We start from the raw sequence: 23223 nt of genomic DNA on the forward strand, positions 1-23223 counted from the left end.
CCGGGTTTTTTGTGCAGGGAGCTGAATAGATTTGGCCGGATTTTTTTGAGATTTTCTACGAACCGGAATTTCACTGTACATATTTAACCGCTTATCAGCCAGAATAAGCCGCTGATAGAATTTCAGATAAAAGAAGGAAAATATTGCTTACAATGGAATTAGGGTAAAGTAAGCGAGGTGATAGTGGTGAATGTAAAAATTGACTTAGATGGGAATTATGATCAGACATCAGTTACCATTCATGCTAAAGAGTGGAGTGAGGAGCTTGAGCAGCTTGTACAAATGATCAATGGATCTCAGCGTAAACGTTTGATTGGCATGGAAGGCGCGCAGTCTGTGTTACTCCATCCTGAAGACATTGAGTATGTATATTCAGAAAGTGGAAAAGTTTTTGCCGTGATGGGGAAACGAAGTGTAGAGCTTAAGATGAAGCTGTATGAAGTAGAAGAGTATTTAAAGTCTTATCAATTTGGGCGGTTTTCAAAGTCTGTGATTGGAAGCATCAATCATATTCAGAAGTTTGAGTTATCGTTTAATGGAAACCTGTGCGTTTACTTTACTTCTGGAAACAAAGAATATGTCTCTCGCCGATATGTTCGAAGTTTAAAAGAACAATTAACCGGAGGAGGAAACTAAATGAGTTTTCATATCGTAGAAAGAATATTGATTGGGTGTGGGTTTGCTGCTATTTTTACATTTGCCGCATTAACGATCATGCTGGTCAATGATGTCCAGTCTGGTGTGGCCCTAATTTGGAAGAATATGCTTGGCAGTATACTAATGGGCGTTTATTTCAGTATCGCTTCCTTAATCTTTGAAAAAGAAGACTGGAGCCTGCTCAAACAAACGGCACTCCACTTTATATTGTCCGTTGCCGTGTTTTATACGATTGCTGCTTTTACAGGCTGGGTGCCGTTTACATGGGGAGCTCTTCTAATCGGCACAGCGATATTTATAGCCGTCTATTTTATTTTTTGGTTTTTTATCGGACGTTATCTAAAGAAAATGACAGCCGATATGAACAAAAGTGTCAGTTAATCTTGAGTAACAGGAGCGCAGTTTATGGAAGAAGAACCACTAACATTTAAGTCACCTCAACACCCTGAAAGGGCTGAACTACGTATTAGCCGCGGTTACCGGCCTGGTTATCGGTGTCATGCTATGGGCTTTTGTGGCCGGCGAACCCGAGGTGAAGTCGTTTCATGGTGTAATCAGCCTGATCATGGGGGTCATGCTCTTATTTATCGTGAGATCCGGGAAGAACTAAACTCCAGTCCGTTACATTCAAAGATTCGAAGAGCGAGACCTCTATGAACATATCGAATGGCCGACTAAAAACAAGGAAGAGGAAGATATGATTCTATGTGAGGATATGAAGAGTGGCTATATCGGGCGGTCGACAAGGATTGGTCCTAAGGCGGGGAGCGAGTAACTCAGACGATTTCCTATTCTAAGTTTGTTATTGAAAATGAAATGGATGGGGAATCCTATCATAAGGCTCTGATTGCGGGGTGGCATCCGCCTGTTAAAGAAATCATCGCACCAATTCCTGCTCATGTTTCCCTGCATGCGATTAAGCACAACATAGGCGCTATTTCAGATAATCGCATGTCAGAGGATCTCGAAACAATAGAAACAGTCTCTGTTGAGAAAAAAATGCCGCTTGATTTACCTTTTGCATTTGATGGTGTTAAGTTTAAAGACCTGTCTGCATGGAAACCGACCAAAAACTAAAAGAAAAGCACCGGAGCTCATTCTTCTATCTGCTCCAGTGCTTTTTTATTGCGGACGATCATCTGTTCAAATCGTTTAGTGAAATTTTCGATCTCTTCCCCTTGTAACGAATCGGTAACAATCTTATCGCACCAGTCATTCAGCTGGAAAAGGATACGGTTTCGTACATCTTCGACCGTTAAATCAGCTCCTAATAATTCATTCAGAGAATCCATCACTCCTGGGTCTATGTCCGGGTATTGAAAGCGGGTCGACTCTCCATTGATGCCGATCTTGTAAAAGTTCTTAAGCAGATTAGCACGCGTGGCTCCGCTTCCTGTCACGTCTAAATATATTTGAACCGCCGACCCATTTTTAACTCGTCGCTGTGAGATTCCGGCAAACTTTTTACCACCAATGCTTAAATCATAGGTGCCCGGGCAGTAAGAACGGGTAATTTCGTAAGCTTCAATCTCGTCAGTCAGGTCACTGAACAGGTGCTGGATAAAATCAACCATAGCTTCATAGCCTTCATGGATGTTAACCTTTTTAGAGTCGGGAAAAATAAGAGATAGGTTGAGCACGCCTTCATCTAAAACAACGGCGAGCCCGCCTGAATTACGGACGACAACCTGGTATCCTTCCTGTTTTAAATAATCGATGGCTTCTGAAATGTGAGGGAGACGTGCGTCCGGGATTCCAAGCACGATTGTATCGTGATGCACCCAAAGCCGGGCCGCGGTCGGGGAATCCTGTTCGCCGACGGATATAGCTAACGCGTCATCAACGGCAAATGACTGGAGCGCTGAAAACGTAGGCCCCATGCTGCTTTGGTCGATGAAACGGTAGATTGATGGGTGCAGTAAATAATGAATATTCTCCATAAAAAATCGTTCTCCTTTATAATAGCCAGAACCATTATAACAGAAGTATCAGAGGTGGTACCAGGTACCGGCGGGGGAGAATGCAGTACCTGGTACCGAAAAGTTTTTTTCTTTTTTCTCTGGGTACCTGGTACCAGGTACCAAAGGAAATGTTTTCTTACCATGCAATAAGGTATATAATAAGGGAAAATGTCGTGAGGAAAGGGTCAGAAGATGGCTTATCGTGATGAACAACTAAGTGAAGAAAAAGTATTTAAGGATCCGGTTCACCGCTACATTCATGTGCGAGACCGTGTGATTTGGGATTTGATTGGGACGCCGGAATTTCAGCGCCTTCGCCGGATTCGGCAGCTTGGGACGAGCTACTTAACGTTCCACGGTGCGGAGCACAGCCGTTTCAATCATTCTTTAGGTGTGTATGAAATCGTGCGCCGAATCATCAGGAATTTTGAAGACCGGCCGAATTGGGATCCGGATGAGCGCCTGCTTTGCTTATCTGCAGCGCTTCTGCATGATCTGGGACATGGGCCGTTTTCTCATTCGTTTGAGAAGGTGTATAAGTTAGATCATGAAGATTTTACCCAGTCGATTTTACTTGGCGATACGAAGATCAATGAAGTATTGAGCAGAGTCAGCAAGGATTTCCCGAAAAAAGTAGCGGATGTTATTAATAAGACGTACAACAACAAACTGGTCGTCAGTTTGATTTCCAGCCAGATTGATGCGGATCGGATGGATTATCTGCAGCGTGATGCGTATTTTACCGGGGTAAGCTACGGCCATTTTGATATGGAGCGTATCTTACGCGTTATGCGTCCGATGGAAGACCAGGTCGTCGTGAAGGAAAGTGGCATGCACGCGGTCGAGGATTATATTATGAGCCGGTATCAAATGTACTGGCAGGTTTATTTTCACCCGGTTACCCGAAGTGCAGAAGTTATTTTGTCCAAAATTCTTCACCGCGCCAAAGAGCTATATGACGATGGGTACGAGTTTAAACTTGTGCCGACCCATTTCTTATCGTTCTTTAAAGGTGCTCCGTCACTAAAGGAGTATTTAGCGCTTGATGAGTCGATTGCGCTTTATTATTTCCAAATGTGGATGGAAGAAGAGGACGAAATTCTATCCGACTTGTGCGATCGCTTTGTGAACCGCCGTCTATTTAAATATATTGAGTTTAATCCAAATCAGCAGATGGCCGAATGGATGGAGCTTTATAAGCTTTTCAATAAAGCAGGGATTAACCCGGATTATTATTTAGTGGTTGATTCGAGCTCGGATTTGCCTTATGATTTCTATCGCCCCGGTGAAGAAGAGGAACGGCTGCCGATTCATCTTCTTAAGCCGAATGACGAACTGAAGGAATTGTCCCGTTTATCGGAAATCGTTGAATCCATCTCTGGAAAAAAACGAACCGATCATAAGCTGTATGTGCCCCAGGATATGCTGGAAGCGATATCCAGCCGCAGTAAGACGAAGAAAAGGATTATGGAAATATTGTATGGACAGGGGAGTGGGGAATGATGTTGGAGAATCATGCAAAACTTATGCAGTTCTTCTCTAGCTCTGAACCGATTGTTGGAAGAAAAAGATTACAGAAAATGATTTACATACTGAAAAAGTGTGAAGTTCCCTTTGAAGAACGTTATCAATTCCATTTTTATGGACCGTATTCAGAAGAATTAACGCTTCGTATTGAGGAAATGTGTAATCTAGGGTTTATCCAGGAAACTAAGGAAGAAAAAAAGAGTTACTATCAGTACCGCTATGAGATAACAGATTCCGGGCGCAAGTTTATGGAGCATTATGAAACCTCTCTGCCGCCGCTTACCAAACATATAGATGCGATGAACGGAGAAAGCTCCCGGTTTCTCGAGCTTGTTTCAACAATGCTGTTTTTCGAACATCTGCCAAAAGACGAAGTGGCGGAGAAAGTCTTTTCCGTTAAAAGCAAACAAAACTACACGGAAGAAGACATTGAAATGGCATGGAAATTTATCGAAAACCTTCGCAGCTTTCATTAATATAAAAAGTAAGAAAGATACACTGACGATTCAGTGTATCTTTTTTTGATTCGTGTGAGCCGAGGGGGCGTCCTATGAAAATAGTCAGGTTTTTCGTGTATTACATATTAGGGGCGGCGGGCATTTTTATTATCAGTCTTGCTCCGGCATTGTTTAGCGGAGGGGCTTTTTTTAATCTGAAAGCTTTTATCAGCGAGGGAAAACTCCTAATCGAGAGTCTGGCAGATCCCTCACAGTGGGTGTATGAAACACTCCGTCAGACAGAGCCATTAATTCCTTATTTATGGGATCTTTACCTATATTCGATGACGATCTTTGTCGGGGCAATGGCTATAGCGGTTATCGCAGCTTTACTGCTGGCATTTGGAACTTTCTTGCTGCTTGTTATGATAAAGCGCCCGCTCAAAAAGGTTCTTGGCTTATTAGAGGCCTTTCCTGACTTGCTGCTGGCTTTCTGTCTACAGCTGTTTTCGTTTGGTTTTTTAAACAAACAGAAATTCTGTTAATGGACTTTATATCCGCCTCAGTCAACGACATATGAATGGTCCGGCCTGATCGGCGCTTCTAAAGATGCCTTGATGACTGGCCGCTGGTGGTACATTATCCCGCCGCTGGCTGCATTTATGATTCTAATTATTGCTATGCAGTGGATGATCCAGGGTATTAAAGAAGTACAGCTCAGGAGGGTAGGGGTGCCGGTGAAACAAAGGGCAAGGAAGTTTGGTTTCAAAAGCAGAGCTTTCAGATAGAAAGTTCTTCAACGCATGACATACCTGAACGAGAAGAGTTTACTTTTATAGGGAAAGCTGTAAAACGAAAGGGTTAAACAAACGTTTGATTAAGGGGGAAATGGTATGAAAACAAGGCTGGAGCACGTTCGTATAAATGTCACGGATTTAACGCAAGCTGTGAAATGGTACGAGGAGAATCTCGGGTTTACGATTGAAGCCAGATGGCCGCCGGAGAACCCAAATTACGTTCATTTTGAAAGCGAGGGAGGAGCGATATTTGGGCTGATGGAAGGAGAAGCCTCAACTCCTGGGAGATTTAACTTTTACCTCCCTGATGTAGAGAGTCTGTGGGAACGTCTGAAAGGGAAAGTGGAAGTCATTGAAGAAATTATGGACACGCCTTATGGGAGCAGGAAGTTTACGATTTGCGATCCGGATGGGAATGAGCTTGGATTTGTGCAAGGATAATGAAAAAACTCTTAAGCGGTAAATTCCGCTTAAGAGCCCTGCCCTAATCTATGAGGCGTTTTCCGGCAACTCCGTAGTTTTGTTTTTTCATTTCTTCAATCACTACAGTTACCGCTTCCCGTCGAGCGCACGTCGTTTCTGTTACAGCGTTTGTCACTCGCTCAACTAACGCTTTTTTCTGTTCATCGGTGCGCCCTTCCAGCATTTGTACCGTTATGATCGGCATCACGTTCTCCCCTTTATACCTATAAATAGATCTCTCTACACCTAAAGGGGTTCGATATTTTCATTGAAATTCCTGCTTTTTTCGCGAAAAAATTTCGAGATCGAGAGAAACCGCCAGTCTGAACACATCGCTTTTCCTATGTTAAAATGATGGCAACAGTTTCATTACAAGGAGGACATTTACCTTATGAAAGAATTTGACCAGTTTAAAGATAAAGATCAAAAACAGGATAAAAAGAAAAATCAGTTTACGATTATAAAAGATGACTCTACCGATGGACATGGGGGATATGGTGTCGGTTCAATCAGTCTTGAAAATATGACTCCTGTTATTGTCGATCCTAATGAGGAAAAAGCTTTTGTCGACATGGGCGCCCTGCACGCAAGAAGCGCTGTTGAGAAAAGGATCCGCTTTTTAACAGACCGTTCGGAAGTACCTAATGGAAAGCTGTACTGGATTGTCTGGGTAACTGTTGATTATCGTGACAGCAAACCTTGCTACTATGGCGTGGCCGGAAGTGAGATTGTCGTCGACCGTGAAATCCGCCGCGGCTATAAGCTGCTCCCAGAACACGTAAACCATATGGATAAGTCGTTAAAAGGAAAATTTGTCGTCGATCATATGGATGAAAAATCGAAAAAAATTCTCGGTGAATATTTACAAGAGTTCAAAGCGGAATTATGGGAAAACACGGACCAATCGTTAAAAGACAGTTTGCAGTAAACCAGGACGTCTCTTCTTTATTTTAGAGGAGACGTTTTTCCTTGTTTTCCATTAAATAACTCGTGTAAACGGCGAACGTACGTGCTATAATAAGAACAAACGTTCGTAGTAGGGGGTTGGTTATGCAAAGCCGAGACAGAGGAACCATTAAGTGGACATCGCTCATGCTGCCTGAGCATGTCGAAATGATTAAAAAAGTTTGGAAAGAGGATGAGCGCGTTGAAAAAGGGATACTTGACGAGCAAAAAGCAGCCGAGATTGATTTCGTCCTGCAGCGTGCCCTGCACGACCGTCTGACTGTCGATCTTCGCGTCCATAACGGATTTGACTATGACGTCTGGCGTCTGAAAATTACCGATGTAAACAAACGGGAGCGAAAAGTAGAGACAGTTCTTTTTGACTCAAAAGAAGAACGAATTTTTCGCTTGGATGAGGTGTCTGACATCACGATTGTATAACTCTTCACAAGATGTTCACAAAATGTTCACGAACTTTCGGGAAGCGGTACCTTGACGAAGAAGCAGCTCGAATAATAATATTAAGGAACACATGGGTTATACATGTATGCTAGGACAGAGAAAACGACCGGTATTTACCGGTCGTTTTCTCTGTCTTTTTTTCTTTTTTCTCTGTGTACCTGGTACCGCTTATGAGAACCAGTCCACCACATCTTTGTACCATGGATCGTTCTGGAGTTCTTTTTCAATTTCTTTAATATCGGAATCTTCCGGTTCTGTTCCTTCACACGTTTCCTCAGGTACCTCGTCTTTATCCATATAGACGAGACGTTCCTCTGGACAGGCAGGGCTTGAGAGTTTCCCTGATTCCGGATTGATGTACACTCCTTTTAAGTCGGAAGAAGGAGGGGTGAAGGCCGTAACCGGCACCTCTTCATGAATCCCTTCCATCGAGCTGGCCCAAATCTCTTTTGAATACTGATGATCACGTGCTTTTGTCATTTTCCGGTTGTCATCATATCCGCTCCATACGCCCATCACATACTGCGGGCTGAAGCCGATCATCCAGCTGTCATTCTCTGTTGTTCCTGACTTTCCTCCATACGTGCGTGTCAGCTGATCAGCAATGCTTGCACCGGTAACGCTCATGTATCCATTGAGAGACGGATCGAACATTCCGGTCATCATGTGAGTCACCGTAAAAGCTGTATTTCTATCGATTTTCTTATCTTTCTTTTTCTTCTTCTTGTCTTTTAATTCGTAGACAACATTATCATGCTGATCGGTGATTTTTGTAATCGTATGCTTCTTCACCTTCGCCGAACCGCTCACGAGCCGTGCATAACTGTCAACCATATCGTAAAGCGGAATGGAAGCTGTCCCTAAAGCGAGCGACGGTACTTCCGGCAGATCTCCTTTAATGCCAAAATCCCGGAGTGTCTTGACAAGCTTTTCAGGGCCAAGTTCCATGTTTGTTTTCACGGCGTAAATATTGTCGGACAAAGCGAGCGCCTGCGCCATTGTAATTTTATCATCGGCATAATAATTGTTGTAATTACTAGGAGAATATACATCGCCATTGTCCAGTTTAAACGATGTCGGCTTGCTTTCCTGCATCGTCAGAGGTGTGTAATCATTTTTCAAAGCGGCGTAGTATAAAAATGGCTTAATTGTCGATCCGACCATCCGTTTTGCGTGAGTGGCGCGGTTGTATGTGCCTGCTGTGTAATCTCTTCCACCGACCATCGCAGTGACGGCACCTGTCGAGCTGTCCATGACTACAGCGGCTGTCTGGATTTCTTCGTTTTGCTGCATTTCTTCTTCAACCGCATTTTCCAAAGCTTCCTGATGGTTCTCGACTAATGTTGTATAAATGTGAAAACCGCCTGATTCCACTTCTTCTTTTTTCAAATCCAGTAAGCGGGCGGCTTCGCGGATCACTTCCTCCTGGAAATAAGGAGCGATCGACTTGTCATCACTTTTTGAGTGGTCATAGTAACTCAGTGAAGCTGTGACGGCTTCCTGTTTTTCTTCGCTTGTGATGAACTGCAAATCATCCATTCTCGTTAAAATCCGTTCCTGTCGGGTTTCTGCGTTTTCTTCATTCGAAAGCGGTGAATAATAAGTCGGACCCTTAGGAATCCCTGCAAGCATGGTCGCTTCCGCCAGCGTCAGGTCATCGGCATTTTTATTGAAATAATAACGGCTCGCCGACTCGATCCCATACGCTCCATGGCCATAATAAATCGTGTTTAAGTAGCCTTCGAGTATTTCATCTTTTTCATAAAAAAGCTCAAGCCGCAATGCATACATTGCTTCTTTAATTTTCCGGGTCCACGTCTTTTCATGTGATAAATAAAGGTTGCGGGCATACTGCTGCGTAATTGTGCTAGCCCCTTCGACCATGCTCATCGCTTTAAGGTCGGTCAAGGCAGCGGAGGCCATCCGTTTTAAATCGAAGCCAAAATGATTGTAAAACCGATGATCTTCAATCGCCAGAGTCGCATCAACCACCTTATCCGGCATCTCCTCAAGGCTTATCCAGTAACGGTCCTCACCGGCGCGGGAATCCTCCATAACTTCACCATCAGCTTTATAAAAAGTTGTATTCTGTGCATTGTTCAGTGACGGAGGCCCGAGCATAATCGCGTATACCAGCACCGCTAGTAGGCCAATCACACCAAGCACAGCACAGGCGAACGCCGCTTTAAAGCTTCGACTCAGCCATTTCCACGTAAAACGAATAAATAATAGCATTCTCCTATTCTCCTGACTGTTATAATTGCTATTATTATGGGAAAATCATAGGTAAAATAAACATTGTCTTGCTTTTTCCGCAAATTCCACTATAATTTGTTTGTTTGGTGAAAAGAGAAAGGAGAGTCACCCTATGGCTACATGGTTTACTGAAAAACAAACCGAAAATTTCGGCATTACAGCGAAAGTTAATCGGTCTTTGCATAAAGAGAGAACAGATTTTCAAGAATTAGAAATGCTGGAAACAGAAGAATGGGGCAACATGCTTGTCCTTGATGATATGGTCATGACGACCGAAAAAGATGAATTCGTTTACCATGAAATGATCGCGCATGTCCCGTTAAATACCCATCCCAGTCCAAAGAAAGTGCTCGTAGTCGGCGGGGGAGACGGCGGTGTTATCCGCGAAGTCCTTAAGCACGAAAGCGTTGAAAAAGCTGTGCTTGTTGAAATTGATGGTAAAGTTATCGAATACTCCAAGCAGTATCTTCCTTCCATTGCGGGAACACTGGATGATCCGCGTGTTGACGTACAGGTGGATGACGGCTTTATGCACATTGCGAAAAGCGAACGCGAGTATGATGTCATTATGGTCGACTCCACAGAGCCTGTCGGACCAGCCGTGAACCTTTTTACAAAAGGATTTTATGAAGGAATTTCGAAGGCCTTGAAAGAAGACGGGATTTTCGTTGCGCAGACGGACAACCCTTGGTTTAAAGCTGATTTGATTCGCCAGGCGTACAGCGACATTAAAGAAACCTTCCCGATCACAAAAGTGTATACAGCGAACATTCCAACGTATCCGAGCGGCCTTTGGACGTTTACGATGGGAAGCAAAATCTATGATCCAAAACAAGTGCCCGCTGAGCGCTTTACGGAAATGGATACGAAATACTATACGAGCGAAATCCATCAGGCAGCGTTTGCTTTGCCGAAGTTTGTACGGGATCTGACAGAATAACCGAGCAAATGGGTATACTGATTAGACTAAAAAGCGTTCTGTAACCAATAAAGAATAATCGGTACCTGGTACCTTAAAGAAAAGGAGGGCAACCCAATGTCCCACTATTTCGATGAGTCGTATTCCGGCAAGGTCTTCATCATGAGCCGATCCACAGAAGAAGAGGCGCAGGCTGTCATCTACGGGATGCCAATGGACTACACGGTCAGTTTCCGCCCGGGCTCCCGGTTCGGCCCAAACCGTATCCGCGAAGCTTCAATAGGCATTGAAGAATACAGCCCTTACTTAGACAGGCATCTTGAAGAAGTCGCTTACCATGACGCCGGCGATCTCATGTTTCCGTTTGGAAACGCGGGGAAAAGCCTGGATATTATCGAAGACTATATGAAAGAACTTTTGAAAAAAGGAAAGTTTCCGATCGGGCTCGGCGGAGAGCACCTCGTCAGCTGGCCGGTCATTAGGGCGGTTCACGAAACGCTGCCGAATCTGAAGATTATCCATATCGATGCCCATGCCGACTTAAGGGAGGAGTACGAGGGAGAAGTCCTTTCCCACTCGACTCCAATCCGCAAAGCGTGCGGGCTGCTGGGTCCAGAGAATGTCTACTCATTCGGCATCCGCTCCGGCATGCGCGAAGAATTTCAATACGCAAAAGAAAGCGGTATGCACATGTACCGCTACGAAGTACTGGAACCGCTGAAGAAAGTGCTGCCAGGACTTACGGGTGAAAATGTCTACGTCACCATCGATATCGATGTGCTCGACCCGGCTTATGCACCGGGGACCGGAACCGCAGAAGCAGGCGGAATTTCTTCCAAGGAGCTGCTCGGCGCGATCCACGAAATCGCCCGATCAGAAGTGAATGTGGTCGGCTGTGACCTTGTTGAAGTAGCGCCGGCCTATGACCCGACTGAGCAGACAGCCATCGCAGCAAGTAAATTTGTACGTGAAATGCTTTTGGGGTTTGTTAAATAAATGATAGAATGAATCCGTTGTTGAAAAAATGCAGCGGATTCTTTTTATGGCTGCGGCGTGCAAATTTGAAATCGATGGAGATACCGGTTGAATGGCGTGTATTTTAGAAAAACTTGCCAGTGAGTGCCCCCGCCGTTCCACGACACGATCAAACAGAATTAAAGGAGTCGCTTTCTATATGAATAAAAAAATTATCGCGTTTACGGCAGGTTATGCCATCATTATGGCTATACTGCTCGTATTAACGTTTAACTACAGCTGGAATCCTTCCGGCTACAGCTATGAACTGAACCATCCGGAAATGACGATTAAGCAGGGACTGACAGGATCTGAGCAGACGACCGTTGATTTCACTGAGAACATGGCGGATGCTTTGCTGTTTCAGGTCGCTGTAAGTAATGTGCATTCCCACTGGAAGCAGGATCTGCTCGTCTTAGCACTGTTTTTCCCGCTGATTTTGTTTTCTGTATTTAAGGAGTATCGCCCATTTAAAGAGGTTCTTCCTTATAAATGGTTTGTGGGCTTAAGTGCGGCTGTGATCATTGCATATTTGGCCATTTCGCTGCCGGCTTATTTGACAGAATTGGACGCGGTTCATCAATATGCGTCAAGCTTATTAGAATAAACCTTGAGTTTTTGTAGATGAGTTCTTATAATGTAAAGGTTAAGGATGTACGTGAGGTGTGATGAAATGAGTGGTAAAGATATACGGGTAAAGCTCGTGACGGAAATTCGCGAGGCGGATCGCAAAGAAGAGATGACGATGTCTGAGTCCGGGCAGTATTTCTCGCGCGGGGATACGGAGGTTCTTAAATTTACGGAGCATCCAGATGAGGGCGAGCCGATCCAGACGATGGTGACGGTGAAGCCGGGTCACGTGAGTATTAAACGGACGGGCGGAGTTGACATGCGCCAGGTGTTTCAAAAACAGCTGGAGACTGAGAATTTATACCACCATACGTATGGTGATTTTCATATGCGGACGTTCACAGACCAGATTGAGTACCGATCACTGAATGAAGCGAATCGGGGACGGCTGTTTATTAGTTATCAAATGACGCTGAACCATGAGGTGACACAGCGTCATCGGTTGACGTTACTTTTTGAGGAGGAAAGCGAATGAATATTGTCGAGCAGACGGAACAGAAGCTAAAAGGTGAAATCGTCCGGGCCGTGAAACAGGCCGGCTTGGCGACAGATGAAGAGATGCCGGATGTTGTGCTGGAGCAGCCAAAGGATAAAGCGCACGGAGACTATGCAACAAATATGGCGATGCAGCTGGCTCGTGTAGCGAAGAAAAATCCGCGTCAGATTGCTGCTGAGCTTATTGAGGCGTTTGACCGCTCGAAGGCATCGATTGAAAAAATCGAAATCGCTGGTCCTGGTTTTATTAATTTTAAAATGAACAACCAATACTTAACGGATCTCGTGCCTGCGATTCTTGAAGCAGGAGAAAATTATGGCCGTACCGATACCGGACAAGGCCATAAAATCCAGGTTGAGTTTGTGTCAGCCAACCCGACTGGTACGCTTCACTTAGGCCACGCGCGGGGAGCAGCGGTTGGTGATTCCTTGTGTAACGTGCTGGACGCGGCTGGATACAACGTGTCTCGTGAGTATTATATCAATGATGCTGGAAACCAGATGAACAATCTGGCGCTTTCCGTTCAGGCACGCTATATGCAGGCGCTTGGCAAAGACTGGAACATGCCGGAAGACGGTTACCAGGGACAGGACATTATTGACCTTGGACAAAAGCTCGTTGATGAGGATGGAGACAAGTGGGCCGACACTCCGGAAGAGGAACGTATTGAATTTTTCCTTGCTTACGGTTTGAAATTTTTGCTTGACCGCATTAAGTATGACCTGGAAGAATTCCGTGTTCCGTTTGATGAGTGGTTCTCTGAAACTTCTCTTTATAAAGGTGACCAAATCAAAGATGCGCTCAAAGTTCTTGAAGAGAAAAACTATGTGTACGAAAAAGATGATGCGACATGGTTTGAAACGACGAAATTCGGAGATGACAAAGACCGCGTGCTGATTAAGAATGATGGTACGTACACGTATTTGACGCCCGATATCGCTTACCATAAGAACAAGCTGGACCGCGGGTTTGATACACTGATCAACATCTGGGGAGCAGATCACCACGGCTATATTCCTCGGATGAAAGCGGCGATTCAGGCGCTTGGCTACAATGAAGATACACTTGAAGTTGAAATCATCCAGATGGTGAACTTGTTCCAGGACGGGGAAAAGGTGAAAATGAGTAAGCGTACTGGTAAAGCTGTCACGCTTCGTGAACTGATGGAAGAGGTCGGAATCGACGCGATGCGTTATTTCTTCTCCATGCGTTCCTGTGATTCTCATCTTGATTTTGATATGGACCTGGCTCGTTCTGAATCAAATGAAAACCCAGTGTACTACGTGCAGTATGCTCACGCCCGTATATGTACAATGCTTAGTCAGGCTATTGAAAAAGGACTGGCTGCCGGTGAGTTTGACGGAAGCCACCTCACTTCAGAAAAAGAAGAAGATCTCCTGAAGCGCTTAGGAGAGTTCCCGCAAGTAGTGGCTGATGCAGCTGAGAAGCGCACGCCTCACCGCGTGACGCAGTATGCGTTTGATCTTGCATCAAATCTGCACAGCTTCTACAACGCAGAAAAAGTACTGGAGGCCGATCATCCAGAACGGACGTCTGCACGGATTGCACTGATGAAAGCCGTCCGTACGACATTGCAGAATGCTCTGTTATTAATTGGGGTTTCCGCGCCGGAACAAATGTAAAACAGAATGAAATAAAGCCGTCTCAACATATAATCGTTGGGACGGCTTTTTTTTACTGTTGGAAATCTTCTGGAATAGTTTCAGTTAATCAGCAGTGAGAGAGGAATTGGCGAGACTACTGTGGAAAAACGGGCGATCCGATAACCTGGAGCGCGGTTTTTGCGAGGAGACTCGGGCGTTCTCGTCCGCGAAAAAGCGAGTCGATTTCCCCTCACTTTATAAGAAACAAATGTGAAAGTTAAAAGAAACTGAGGGAATGGGTATAGTAAGTTTAGAAGGAGGTATAGGTCATGAAAGAAGTAATATTAGCTTTACTGGCAGGCTTTATAGTTGGTTTTCTATTTGCTGCGATTAAATTACCGATCCCAGCCCCGCCTGCGCTCGCAGGGGTGGCCGGGATCGTTGGAGTATATTTAGGTTTTAGGTTCTTCTTATGGGTAGGGCCGATGATTTCGTCGGTCATCCGTTAAAAAAGCGGGAGGAAGGGTTTGGCGATCTGCTCTTTGAGCCGGATTGTAAAAGCCTTTTTCCTAATCCATTTTTCATCCATCGTAAGAGAATCTGCAGCATCAATCATAAATGCTGCGCTTAGTTCTTCAATAAATGGCTTGTCATAGAAATATACGTTGACTTCTTTGTTTAAAAACATGCTGCGCTGATCGAAGTTGGCAGTACCGACATCGGCAAAGGCTCGGTCGACAACAATGATTTTCGCGTGGTAAAAGCCGGCATCAAATAAGCTGACGGTGGCGCCGAGGCGGTAAAGTTTATATAAAAAGGGCAGTCCGGCTTCCCGGACGAGCGGATGGTCAGGTTTGAACGGGATCATGATATGCAGATGAACCCCTCGGTCAATGGCTGCCTTTAAGGCGTCCATTACTTTTTTTGTCGGTACAAAATAAGGACTGCCGATTAGGAGTTCTTTTTTCGCCAGCCCAATGATGTCAAGCAGGTGCCGCTCAAGCTGATTGCCATCTGTCGCGGTAACTTTTATTTCGTGTTTAGCGTTTTCCCAACAGGAGGGAATCTCTTCATTTGAAGCAGTTTCTCCCCAATCGTCGGAAAATACTTTCTGAAGGTTGGCCACAACAGGACCCACCATGCGGAAATGATAGTCTCGCCAGTCATAGAAGTCTGCGTTGCCGCCTAAATACACATTCCCGATATTGTAGCTGCCAATGTAGGCGATTTTGTGATCAATAATGGTGATTTTCCGGTGGTTGCGCCGGTTTACTTTATAAAAGAAATAAGGGAAGCGGGGGACTTCTGCAAACTTAAACTGAACGCCGGCTACCTGAAGTTCCCGGCGTATTTTTTTATTGATTTTCATACTGCCGATTCGATCGACGAGCAGACGCACGCGAACACCTTCCCGTGCTTTCTTTTTCAACAGGTCCAAAAAATGATAGCCGGTTTCATCGGCTGAAACGATAAAAAAGAGGATATCTACATATTCCTTTGCATCCTGAATATCCTGCATGAGCGCTTCAAAGAAAGGGGCGCCATTTATATAAAATAGGTAATCACCTGGTGTTTTTTCAAAGCAAAAAGCGCGCTGTCTTGCTAAATGGTCTTTTCTGCCCATCTTAAAATCTAGAAATAATAGTAAGATGATAACTATAAGGGCGATGAGGATAAAAGAAAGAATCACAGGCTGGGCCTCCTTGTTGAGCTGTTATGGGTAGTGTTCCCAATAAAAGCACTTTGTGTACATGAAAAATTTCGGAAATCAGTTGACTGAATGCTCATTCATAACTTATTATTAAGCTATAGTATTCAGAAAATTAGTTCGATAATGAACATCAGAGGGGGAGAACAGATGAGTCCGTTGTTAATCGCCAATTGGATTTTATTCCTTGCGGTCACCATTTACGGTTTATACTTATTCGTACGTGTCGTGCGTACTCGAATAGCTTACATCAAAATGGGACGCAAATTTGAGTTTGACGGCGAAATCAAGGATCGCCTCAAACGAGTATGGGTCAATGTGTTTGGCCAGAAGAAGCTTTTGAAGGACAAGAAGTCTGGTATTATTCACGTTATGTTTTTCTATGGGTTTATTCTCGTGCAGTTTGGAGCCATTGACTTTATTTGGAAGGGACTCGCTCCTGATTCGCACCTGCCGCTTGGTCCATTTTATCCTGGATTTACGTTTTTTCAGGAGTTAGTGACATTCATGATTATCGTGGCTGTTGTGTGGGCATTTCACAGACGCTATATTGAAAAACTTGTCCGCTTAAAAAGAGGGTTTAAATCCGGTTTAGTTCTATTATTCATCGGCGGACTGATGGCATCCGTTCTTATCGGTAACGGCATGAGCATGATCTGGCACGGTCATGAAGGGACTTGGACAGAGCCGATTGCGTCCACTTTTGCAAGCGCTTTCGGTTGGGTGCCGCCTGTAGCGGCCGCGACCGTATTCTTTATTATGTGGTGGATTCACCTGTTAATTCTTTTAACATTCCTGGTTTACGTACCGCAGTCGAAACACGCACACTTAATCGCTGCACCAGTAAACACATTCTTAAGCCGCCAGGACCCGCCTGGTAAGCTGAAAAAGATCGATTTTGAAATCGATGAAGATGCTGATGAAGAAGATGTTTCCTTCGGTGTTGGAAAAATTGAAGACTTCAACCAGCTGCAGATGATCGATTTTTATGCCTGTGTAGAATGTGGACGATGTACGAATGTCTGCCCGGCCTCAGGATCTGGAAAAATGCTCTCTCCGATGGATCTCATTATTAAATTGAGAGATCACCTGACGGAAAAAGGAGCTGCTGTTACGGGTCAAGCACCGTGGGTTCCAGCGTATGCTTTTTCAGAAACACAAGGAAATACACTAGCTCAAATGACGCGCGCTCAAGGCGCTGGGGAAGCAGCCGCAGCTTTGGATGAAGTCCAGCACAAGAATCTAATTGGCGATGTCATCACAGAAGAAGAACTGTGGGCATGTACAACGTGCCGTAACTGTGAAGACGCCTGCCCGGTTATGAATGAACACGTGGACAAAATTATCGACCTGCGCCGCTATCTCGTATTAACAGAAGGAAAAATGGATCAAGACGGCCAGCGTGCGATTATGAATATCGAGCGCCAGGGAAATCCTTGGGGTCTTTCTAAGAAGGATCGTGAAAACTGGAGAGATGCGGAAGAAGATGTGAACATCCCGACAGTTAAAGAACTGAAGAAATCCGGCGAAGAATTTGAATATCTTTTCTGGGTCAGCTCAATGGGTTCTTATGACAACCGCAGCCAGAAAATTGCGATGGCTTTTGCCAAGCTGATGAACGCAGCGGGAATTAAGTTTGCGATCTTAGGAAACAAAGAGCAGAACTCTGGAGACACCGCCCGCCGGATGGGGAACGAATTCCTTTTCCAGGAGCTTGCGGAAAAGAACATTAAGGAATTCAATAAGCACGATGTGAAGAAAATTATTACGATCGACCCTCACGCCTACAACATTTTTAAAAACGAATATCCTGACCTTGGATTTGAGGCAGAGGTGTACCACCATACTGAAATGCTTGCCCAGTGGCTGAAAGAAGGCAAACTGAAGCCGGAAGCTGAAGTCAATGAAACGATCACGTATCATGACAGCTGTTACCTCGGCCGCTATAACGAAGTGTATCAGCCGCCTCGCGATGTTCTTGAAATGATTCCAGGCGTCAAAGTCGTTGAGATGAAGCGAAACCGCTCAAACGGCATGTGCTGTGGAGCCGGTGGCGGCATGATGTGGATGGAAGAAAAGTCAGGAAACCGCGTAAACGTCGCACGTACCGAGCAGGCTCTAGAAGTCGAGCCGACAATGATTTCAAGCGGCTGCCCATTCTGCCTGACGATGCTGTCCGATGGAACGAAAGCGAAAGAAGTTGAAGAAAAAGTGAGCACCATGGATATTGCAGAAATTTTAGCGAAATCAATTTTTGCTGAAAAAGAAGAAGAGAAGACTTCGGCTTAAGGATTTTTTTGAGCCGGACGCGATAAATAAAATGCTGATTTACCCGCGATTATTTCGGTTTCGCCGCGATTTTAGCAGAATCGCCGCGAAAATCTTAATTTGGCCGCGATTTTTAAAGAGTTTGCCGCAAAATCATAAATTTGGCGGTGAATCTGCAAAAATCCACTTTAATAGTAAAATACCAGTGGAAAGTGTACAGAATTTTTTGTACACTTTCCTTATGAGAGAAGATTGAGCGAGCGTTCAATCACCATAATTTTTGAAAGCGTTTACCAAGAAAAGCGGAGGCGGCCTGGTAGACACGAAACGCATAAGCAAGATGCCGCAATCGGTTGTTTTTTTACCGATGAAGGTAGATTGCTTATGACGCGAGTGTCTGACCGCTGCAACTGGACACCAAGAAAAGCGGAGATGCCTTGTTCAGCTGCGACAAGCATAAGCCAAGCGGTGGAGGGAAGTGGTTTTTCTTCCCGCAAGCGATTGACTTATGACCTCGAGCAGCTAGGCATCGAAGCTGGACACCAAGAAAAGCGGAGATGCCTTGTTCAGCTGCGACAAGCATAAGCCAAGCGGGGAGGGGAGTGGTTTTTCTTCCCGCAAGCAATTGACTTATGGCAGCTAGAAAGCGAGCAGCTTCCACCTGCAATTAATCACAGAAGCAGAAAATAAAGAGGAGGAACAATACTTATGCGCAAAACAGTAATCGTTTCAGGAGCCAGAACACCTTTTGGAAAATTCGGAGGAGGGTTAGCGCCATTAACCGCAGCCCAGCTCGGAGGGATCGCGATTAAAGAAGCGTTGAAACGTGCGAACGTAAGCCCCGAGAATGTTGATGAAGTCATCATGGGGACTGTCCTGCAAGGCGGACAAGGACAGCTGCCATCCCGCCAGGCGGCAAGAGAAGCGAATATCCCTTGGGAAGTGAAAACAGAAACGGTTAATAAAGTGTGTGCGTCAGGAATGCGCAGTGTGACGATGGGCGATCAGTTTATCCGACTTGGTGAAGAAGACATCATCGTAGCCGGCGGTATGGAAAGCATGAGCAATGCGCCATACTTTATGCCAAAGGCACGCTGGGGTCTGCGCATGGGAGATTCTCCGGTGAAAGATATGATGGTGCACGACGGATTGACGTGTTCTTTTGAAGGTGTCCACATGGGGAACTACGGAAACCGGACAGCAGAAGACTTGGAGCTGACGCGTGAAGCGCAGGATGAGTGGGCGTACCGAAGCCACCAGCGTGCAGCAGCCTCTGCTGATAAATTAGCTGAAGAGATCGTTCCTGTTGAAGTACCCCAGCGAAAAGGCGATCCGAAAGTGATCAGCGTTGATGAGGCACCACGTAAAGATACGAGCGTTGAAGCGCTGGCTAAACTGCGCCCTGTATTTGACCCGCAAGGAACGATTACTGCCGGTAACGCGCCTGGAGTCAATGACGGAGCGGCGGCAATGGTATTAATGTCCGATGAGAAAGCGGCAGAAGCTGGAGTGGAGCCGCTGGCTGTAATTCTTGCTCACGAAGAAATAGCGGTTGAAGCGCATGATTTTCCAAAAACTCCTGGTCTTGTGATTAATAAACTTCTAGAAAAAGCAGGAAAGACGGCAGATGATATCGACTTATATGAAGTGAACGAAGCATTTGCTGCAGTATCTCTTGCAAGCGGAAAGATCGCCGGTCTTGATCCGGAAAAAGTTAACGTAAACGGCGGGGCAGTCGCTTTAGGCCACCCGATTGGAGCAAGCGGAGCGCGGGTTATTTTAACACTTGCCCATGAATTGAAACGCCGCGGTGGGGGTCTTGGAATTGCAGCGATCTGTTCAGGAGGCGGCCAGGGAGATGCCGTGCTGATTGAAGTCGCAGGAGGTCGTGCATAAATGGCAATTGAAAAAGTAATGGTCATCGGTGCCGGGCAGATGGGAGCAGGAATCGCTCAAGTGTTTGCCCAGGCCGGACTTCAAGTGAAGCTGAATGATTTAAAAGAAGAGGCTTTAGAAAAAGGATTAGAAGGAATCCAAAAACGTCTCAGCCGTGCGGTGGAGAAAGGGAAAATGACTGAAGCAAAACAGCAGCAAACCGTTCAGAATCTAAGCGGCACGACTGACCTTAAGGATGCATCAGACTGTGACCTTATCATTGAAGCCGTTGTTGAAAACATGGACATAAAGACGAAAGTTTTTCAGACGCTTGATGAAGTTGCACCGTTACATGCGATCCTCGCGTCCAATACTTCATCGCTTCCGATTACAGAAATTGCGGCTGTCACAAATCGTCCGTCTCAAGTGATTGGCATGCACTTCATGAACCCGGTCCCGGTCATGAAGCTGGTGGAAATCATCCGCGCGATACAGACGAGTGATGAAACGTATCAGGCGATTGAGGATACAGCGAAAAGGCTGAACAAAACGCCTGTTGAGGTAAATGATTTTCCGGGGTTCGTTTCAAACAGAATTCTGATGCCTATGATCAACGAAGCGATTTACACCGTCTATGAAGGTGTTTCTTCCGTAGAAGACGTCGATACGGTCATGAAGCTCGGAATGAATCATCCGATGGGACCGCTGACGTTAGCTGATTTCATTGGCCTTGATACATGTCTATATATTATGGAAGTTCTTCACGAAGGATTTGGCGACAGCAAATATCGACCTTGTCCCTTGTTGAGACAATACGTAAAAGCGGGATGGCTTGGTAAGAAGTCCGGCCGCGGATTCTACAGCTATGAATAAAGGTGAGGGAGAGAAGCACGATGAACCTGGAGTTTACGGATGAACAGCGAATGCTTCAGAAAATGGTTAGAGACTTTGCAGAAAAAGAAGTCGCACCGGCGGTTGGGGAAATGGGGAAGGAAGACCGCTTTCCGGTCGAGCTAGTGAGAAGGATGGGGGAGCTTGGACTGATGGGAATTCCGATTCCTGAACAGTACGGCGGCTCAGAGATGGACTATACGTCTTATGTGATGGCGATTCATGAAATCTCAAAGGTTAGCGCAACACTCGGCGTTATACTTTCGGTCCACACATCAGTCGGCACCAACCCGATTCTTTATTTCGGAACAGAGGAGCAGAAGCAGAAATATATTCCGAAGCTTGCTTCTGGAGAATACTTAGGAGCCTTTGCCTTAACAGAGCCAAGTGCCGGGTCCGATGCAGGAAGCTTAAAAACACGCGCTGAAAAACAGGGCGATCACTACTTTTTAAACGGTGAAAAGATCTTTATCACAAACGGCGGAGCGGCAGATACATTTATAGTTTTTGCTCGTACCAACCGTGAAGAAAAACGCGCCAAAGGTGTAAGCGCTTTTATCATTGAGAGGGATACTCCAGGGTTTACGATTGGAAAAGCGGAAAAGAAGATGGGAATGCATGGTTCAAGCACAGTGTCTTTAAGCTTTGACCAGTGTAAGGTGCCAGCTTCTCAGCTGCTTGGACCAGAAGGGGAAGGGTTTAAAATTGCCCTTTCCAACTTAAACACAGGAAGAATCGGAATTGCGGCACAGTCACTCGGAATTGCTGAGGCTGCCTTAGAGCACGCGGTCGCTTATGCGAAAGAGCGTGAACAGTTCGGCCGTCCAATTGCCCAGCATCAGGGCATTTCTTTTAAACTCGCAGATATGGCAACAAATGTGGAGGCTGCAAAACTATTGGTCTATCAGGCGGCTTCCTTACAGGGGGCCGGAAAGCCATGCGGTAAAGAAGCCTCAATAGCCAAGCTGTTTGCTTCTCAGGCCGCGATGGATGCTTCAATCGAAGCGGTTCAGGTTCACGGGGGATATGGATATACCGAGGATTACGCGGTCGAACGGCTTTTCAGAGATGCGAAAGTCTGCCAGATTTACGAAGGAACGAGTGAAATACAGCGCATCGTCATCAGCAATCACTTAACGAAAGACTAGGAGGATACAAAATGGATTTTACACTAAGCGAAGAACAAGTAATGCTCAGAAAAATGGTGCGGGATTTTGCCAAAAATGAAGTGGAGCCAACAGCGGCTGAGCGTGATGAAGAAGAGCGGTTTGACCGGGAGATCTTCGACAAAATGGCGGAGCTTGGCTTAACGGGTATTCCGTGGCCTGAGGAGTATGGCGGCATCGGCTCTGATTTTGTCAGCTACGTGATTGCTGTTGAGGAGCTGTCCCGTGTCTGTGCCTCAACAGGCGTTACGCTGTCCGCTCATATTTCGCTGGCAAGCTGGCCGATCTATAAGTTTGGTTCAGAAGAGCAGAAGAAAACGTTCCTCACACAGCTCGCCACTGGCGAAAAACTGGGAGCTTACGCGTTATCTGAGCCGGGTGCCGGCAGTGACGTATCATCCATGCGTACACAGGCGAAGCTTGACGGCGACCACTATGTATTGAACGGCAGCAAAGTATGGATCACAAACGGCGGTGTCGGTGATATTTATGTCGTGTTTGCTAAAACTGATCCTGATGCAGGCAGCCGCGGAGTAAGTGCTTTTATCGTTGAAAAAGGAATGAAAGGATTTACGTTTGGGAAGAAAGAGAAAAAGCTCGGCATCCGCTCTTCCCCAACAACTGAGCTGATTTTCGAAGACTGCCGTATTCCGAAAGAAAACCTGTTAGGCGAGGAAGGGCAGGGCTTTAAAATTGCAATGATGACATTAGACGGCGGACGTAACGGTATCGCTGCCCAGGCGCTTGGAATTGCTCAGGGAGCTCTTGATGAATCTGTCAATTACGCGAAAGAACGTGAGCAGTTCGGCAAGCCGATTGCTCAGCACCAGGGCGTTTCCTTTAAGCTTGCCGATATGGCTACTGAAATCGAAGCAGCCCGCCTGCTTACTTATCAGGCCGCTTACTTAGAGTCTGAAGGCAAGCCGTACGCGAAAGCTTCTGCGATGGCGAAGCTGTTTGCCGGCGATGCGGCGATGCGGATTACAGTTGAAGCGGTACAGGTCCACGGAGGGTATGGCTATACGAAGGATTATCCTGTTGAACGCTATATGCGCGATGCGAAAATCACCCAGATTTATGAAGGTACGAATGAAATCCAGCGTCTCGTGATTGGCCGGATGGTTACGAAATAAAAGAGAGGAGGCCCG

The 23223-nt window shown here is 45.7% G+C and carries 26 protein-coding genes; 22 read left to right on the forward strand and 4 right to left on the reverse strand.

The genetic code is table 11. The features are described from left to right. Nucleotides 1-186: 186 nt before the first annotated feature. The 3 genes from HUS26_RS18595 to HUS26_RS18605 all read left to right on the forward strand — a co-directional run bounded on the left by HUS26_RS18595 (nucleotide 187) and on the right by HUS26_RS18605 (nucleotide 1734). Nucleotides 187-636 carry a LytTR family DNA-binding domain-containing protein gene (locus tag HUS26_RS18595; protein ID WP_173918524.1) on the forward strand — a complete coding sequence of 150 codons (450 nt, stop codon included), beginning with the start codon at nucleotides 187-189 and terminating at the stop codon, nucleotides 634-636. Further along, nucleotides 637-1038: a DUF3021 domain-containing protein gene (locus tag HUS26_RS18600; protein WP_173918525.1), complete on the forward strand. Its 402-nt coding sequence runs from the start codon at nucleotides 637-639 to the stop codon at nucleotides 1036-1038. A 435-nt stretch (nucleotides 1039-1473) separates the two neighbouring features. Continuing rightward, nucleotides 1474-1734, forward strand: a complete 261-nt coding sequence (locus HUS26_RS18605; RefSeq protein ID WP_173918526.1) for a hypothetical protein — start codon at nucleotides 1474-1476, stop codon at nucleotides 1732-1734. Between the two features lie 17 nt (nucleotides 1735-1751). On the opposite strand, the gene HUS26_RS18610 is transcribed toward HUS26_RS18605, so the two are convergent. Continuing rightward, nucleotides 1752-2597: a lipoate--protein ligase family protein gene (locus tag HUS26_RS18610; protein WP_173918527.1), complete on the reverse strand. Its 846-nt coding sequence runs from the start codon at nucleotides 2595-2597 to the stop codon at nucleotides 1752-1754. A 213-nt stretch (nucleotides 2598-2810) separates the two neighbouring features. Here HUS26_RS18610 and HUS26_RS18615 point away from each other — a divergent pair, with 213 nt between their 5' ends. The 5 genes from HUS26_RS18615 (at nucleotide 2811) to HUS26_RS18635 (ending at nucleotide 5820) form a co-directional block, all read left to right on the forward strand. Next, nucleotides 2811-4121 (forward strand): HD domain-containing protein, encoded by a 1311-nt coding sequence (locus HUS26_RS18615; RefSeq protein ID WP_173918528.1) that lies wholly within the window; start codon nucleotides 2811-2813, stop codon nucleotides 4119-4121. Further along, nucleotides 4121-4621, forward strand: coding sequence for a YwgA family protein (locus HUS26_RS18620; protein ID WP_173918911.1), 501 nt, complete (start codon nucleotides 4121-4123; stop codon nucleotides 4619-4621). The genes HUS26_RS18615 and HUS26_RS18620 overlap by 1 nt, the downstream gene beginning before the upstream one ends. 74 nt (nucleotides 4622-4695) lie before the next feature. After that, nucleotides 4696-5127 (forward strand): hypothetical protein, encoded by a 432-nt coding sequence (locus HUS26_RS18625; protein WP_173918529.1) that lies wholly within the window; start codon nucleotides 4696-4698, stop codon nucleotides 5125-5127. Nucleotides 5128-5199: 72 nt separating this feature from the next. Beyond that, the gene (locus HUS26_RS18630; protein WP_173918530.1) at nucleotides 5200-5370 is read left to right on the forward strand and encodes a hypothetical protein; all 171 of its coding nucleotides are present in this window, start codon (nucleotides 5200-5202) and stop codon (nucleotides 5368-5370) included. 105 nt (nucleotides 5371-5475) lie between these two features. Then, nucleotides 5476-5820 carry a VOC family protein gene (locus HUS26_RS18635; RefSeq protein ID WP_173918531.1) on the forward strand — a complete coding sequence of 115 codons (345 nt, stop codon included), beginning with the start codon at nucleotides 5476-5478 and terminating at the stop codon, nucleotides 5818-5820. Between the two features lie 43 nt (nucleotides 5821-5863). On the opposite strand, the gene HUS26_RS18640 is transcribed toward HUS26_RS18635, so the two are convergent. After that, entirely contained in the window at nucleotides 5864-6046 is a 183-nt protein-coding gene (locus HUS26_RS18640; protein ID WP_173918532.1) for a 2-hydroxymuconate tautomerase, read from the reverse strand. 186 nt (nucleotides 6047-6232) lie between these two features. On the opposite strand from HUS26_RS18640, the gene HUS26_RS18645 reads away from it, so the two are divergent. Then, the gene (locus tag HUS26_RS18645; protein WP_173918533.1) at nucleotides 6233-6769 is read left to right on the forward strand and encodes a YwhD family protein; all 537 of its coding nucleotides are present in this window, start codon (nucleotides 6233-6235) and stop codon (nucleotides 6767-6769) included. A gap of 122 nt (nucleotides 6770-6891) precedes the next feature. Beyond that, complete coding sequence (locus tag HUS26_RS18650; RefSeq protein WP_254434246.1) at nucleotides 6892-7227, forward strand: YolD-like family protein; 336 nt, start codon at nucleotides 6892-6894, stop codon at nucleotides 7225-7227. 189 nt (nucleotides 7228-7416) lie between these two features. On the opposite strand, the gene HUS26_RS18655 is transcribed toward HUS26_RS18650, so the two are convergent. Next, nucleotides 7417-9483 (reverse strand): transglycosylase domain-containing protein, encoded by a 2067-nt coding sequence (locus HUS26_RS18655; RefSeq protein WP_173918535.1) that lies wholly within the window; start codon nucleotides 9481-9483, stop codon nucleotides 7417-7419. 133 nt (nucleotides 9484-9616) lie between these two features. On the opposite strand from HUS26_RS18655, the gene speE reads away from it, so the two are divergent. From speE to HUS26_RS18685, 6 genes are all read left to right on the forward strand, one after another. Continuing rightward, a complete protein-coding gene (gene speE, locus HUS26_RS18660; RefSeq protein WP_173918536.1) occupies nucleotides 9617-10444 on the forward strand; it encodes a spermidine synthase in 828 nt (275 codons plus the stop codon). Between the two features lie 96 nt (nucleotides 10445-10540). After that, nucleotides 10541-11419, forward strand: coding sequence for an agmatinase (gene speB, locus HUS26_RS18665; RefSeq protein WP_173918537.1), 879 nt, complete (start codon nucleotides 10541-10543; stop codon nucleotides 11417-11419). A 178-nt stretch (nucleotides 11420-11597) separates the two neighbouring features. Further along, on the forward strand, nucleotides 11598-12044 hold the full coding sequence (locus HUS26_RS18670) for a hypothetical protein (RefSeq protein WP_173918538.1): 447 nt from the start codon (nucleotides 11598-11600) through the stop codon (nucleotides 12042-12044). 66 nt (nucleotides 12045-12110) lie between these two features. Further along, nucleotides 12111-12542, forward strand: a complete 432-nt coding sequence (locus HUS26_RS18675; protein WP_173918539.1) for a DUF1934 domain-containing protein — start codon at nucleotides 12111-12113, stop codon at nucleotides 12540-12542. Continuing rightward, on the forward strand, nucleotides 12539-14206 hold the full coding sequence (gene argS / locus HUS26_RS18680; RefSeq protein WP_173918540.1) for an arginine--tRNA ligase: 1668 nt from the start codon (nucleotides 12539-12541) through the stop codon (nucleotides 14204-14206). The genes HUS26_RS18675 and argS overlap by 4 nt, the downstream gene beginning before the upstream one ends. Before the next feature lie 290 nt (nucleotides 14207-14496). Continuing rightward, nucleotides 14497-14676 carry a XapX domain-containing protein gene (locus HUS26_RS18685; protein WP_173918541.1) on the forward strand — a complete coding sequence of 60 codons (180 nt, stop codon included), beginning with the start codon at nucleotides 14497-14499 and terminating at the stop codon, nucleotides 14674-14676. Here HUS26_RS18685 and cls read toward each other — a convergent pair. Next, nucleotides 14673-15857: a cardiolipin synthase gene (gene cls / locus HUS26_RS18690; protein ID WP_173918542.1), complete on the reverse strand. Its 1185-nt coding sequence runs from the start codon at nucleotides 15855-15857 to the stop codon at nucleotides 14673-14675. The two genes, HUS26_RS18685 and cls, sit on opposite strands and share 4 nt — an antisense overlap. 168 nt (nucleotides 15858-16025) lie before the next feature. Between cls and HUS26_RS18695 the strand changes: the two genes are divergently transcribed. From HUS26_RS18695 to HUS26_RS18720, 6 genes are all read left to right on the forward strand, one after another. Then, nucleotides 16026-18164, forward strand: coding sequence for a (Fe-S)-binding protein (locus tag HUS26_RS18695; protein WP_173918543.1), 2139 nt, complete (start codon nucleotides 16026-16028; stop codon nucleotides 18162-18164). 363 nt (nucleotides 18165-18527) lie between these two features. Then, nucleotides 18528-18728, forward strand: a complete 201-nt coding sequence (locus HUS26_RS18700) for a hypothetical protein (protein WP_173918544.1) — start codon at nucleotides 18528-18530, stop codon at nucleotides 18726-18728. 123 nt (nucleotides 18729-18851) lie between these two features. Further along, on the forward strand, nucleotides 18852-20039 hold the full coding sequence (locus tag HUS26_RS18705) for an acetyl-CoA C-acetyltransferase (RefSeq protein WP_173918545.1): 1188 nt from the start codon (nucleotides 18852-18854) through the stop codon (nucleotides 20037-20039). Next, nucleotides 20040-20891, forward strand: a complete 852-nt coding sequence (locus HUS26_RS18710; protein WP_173918546.1) for a 3-hydroxybutyryl-CoA dehydrogenase — start codon at nucleotides 20040-20042, stop codon at nucleotides 20889-20891. Nucleotides 20892-20911: 20 nt separating this feature from the next. Then, entirely contained in the window at nucleotides 20912-22057 is a 1146-nt protein-coding gene (locus HUS26_RS18715) for an acyl-CoA dehydrogenase (RefSeq protein ID WP_173918547.1), read from the forward strand. An 11-nt stretch (nucleotides 22058-22068) separates the two neighbouring features. Continuing rightward, nucleotides 22069-23208: an acyl-CoA dehydrogenase gene (locus HUS26_RS18720; protein WP_173918548.1), complete on the forward strand. Its 1140-nt coding sequence runs from the start codon at nucleotides 22069-22071 to the stop codon at nucleotides 23206-23208. Nucleotides 23209-23223: the final 15 nt, after the last annotated feature.

Origin of the sequence: Halobacillus sp. Marseille-Q1614, from assembly GCF_902809865.1 — a bacterium.
Taxonomy (GTDB): domain Bacteria; phylum Bacillota; class Bacilli; order Bacillales; family Halobacillaceae; genus Halobacillus_A.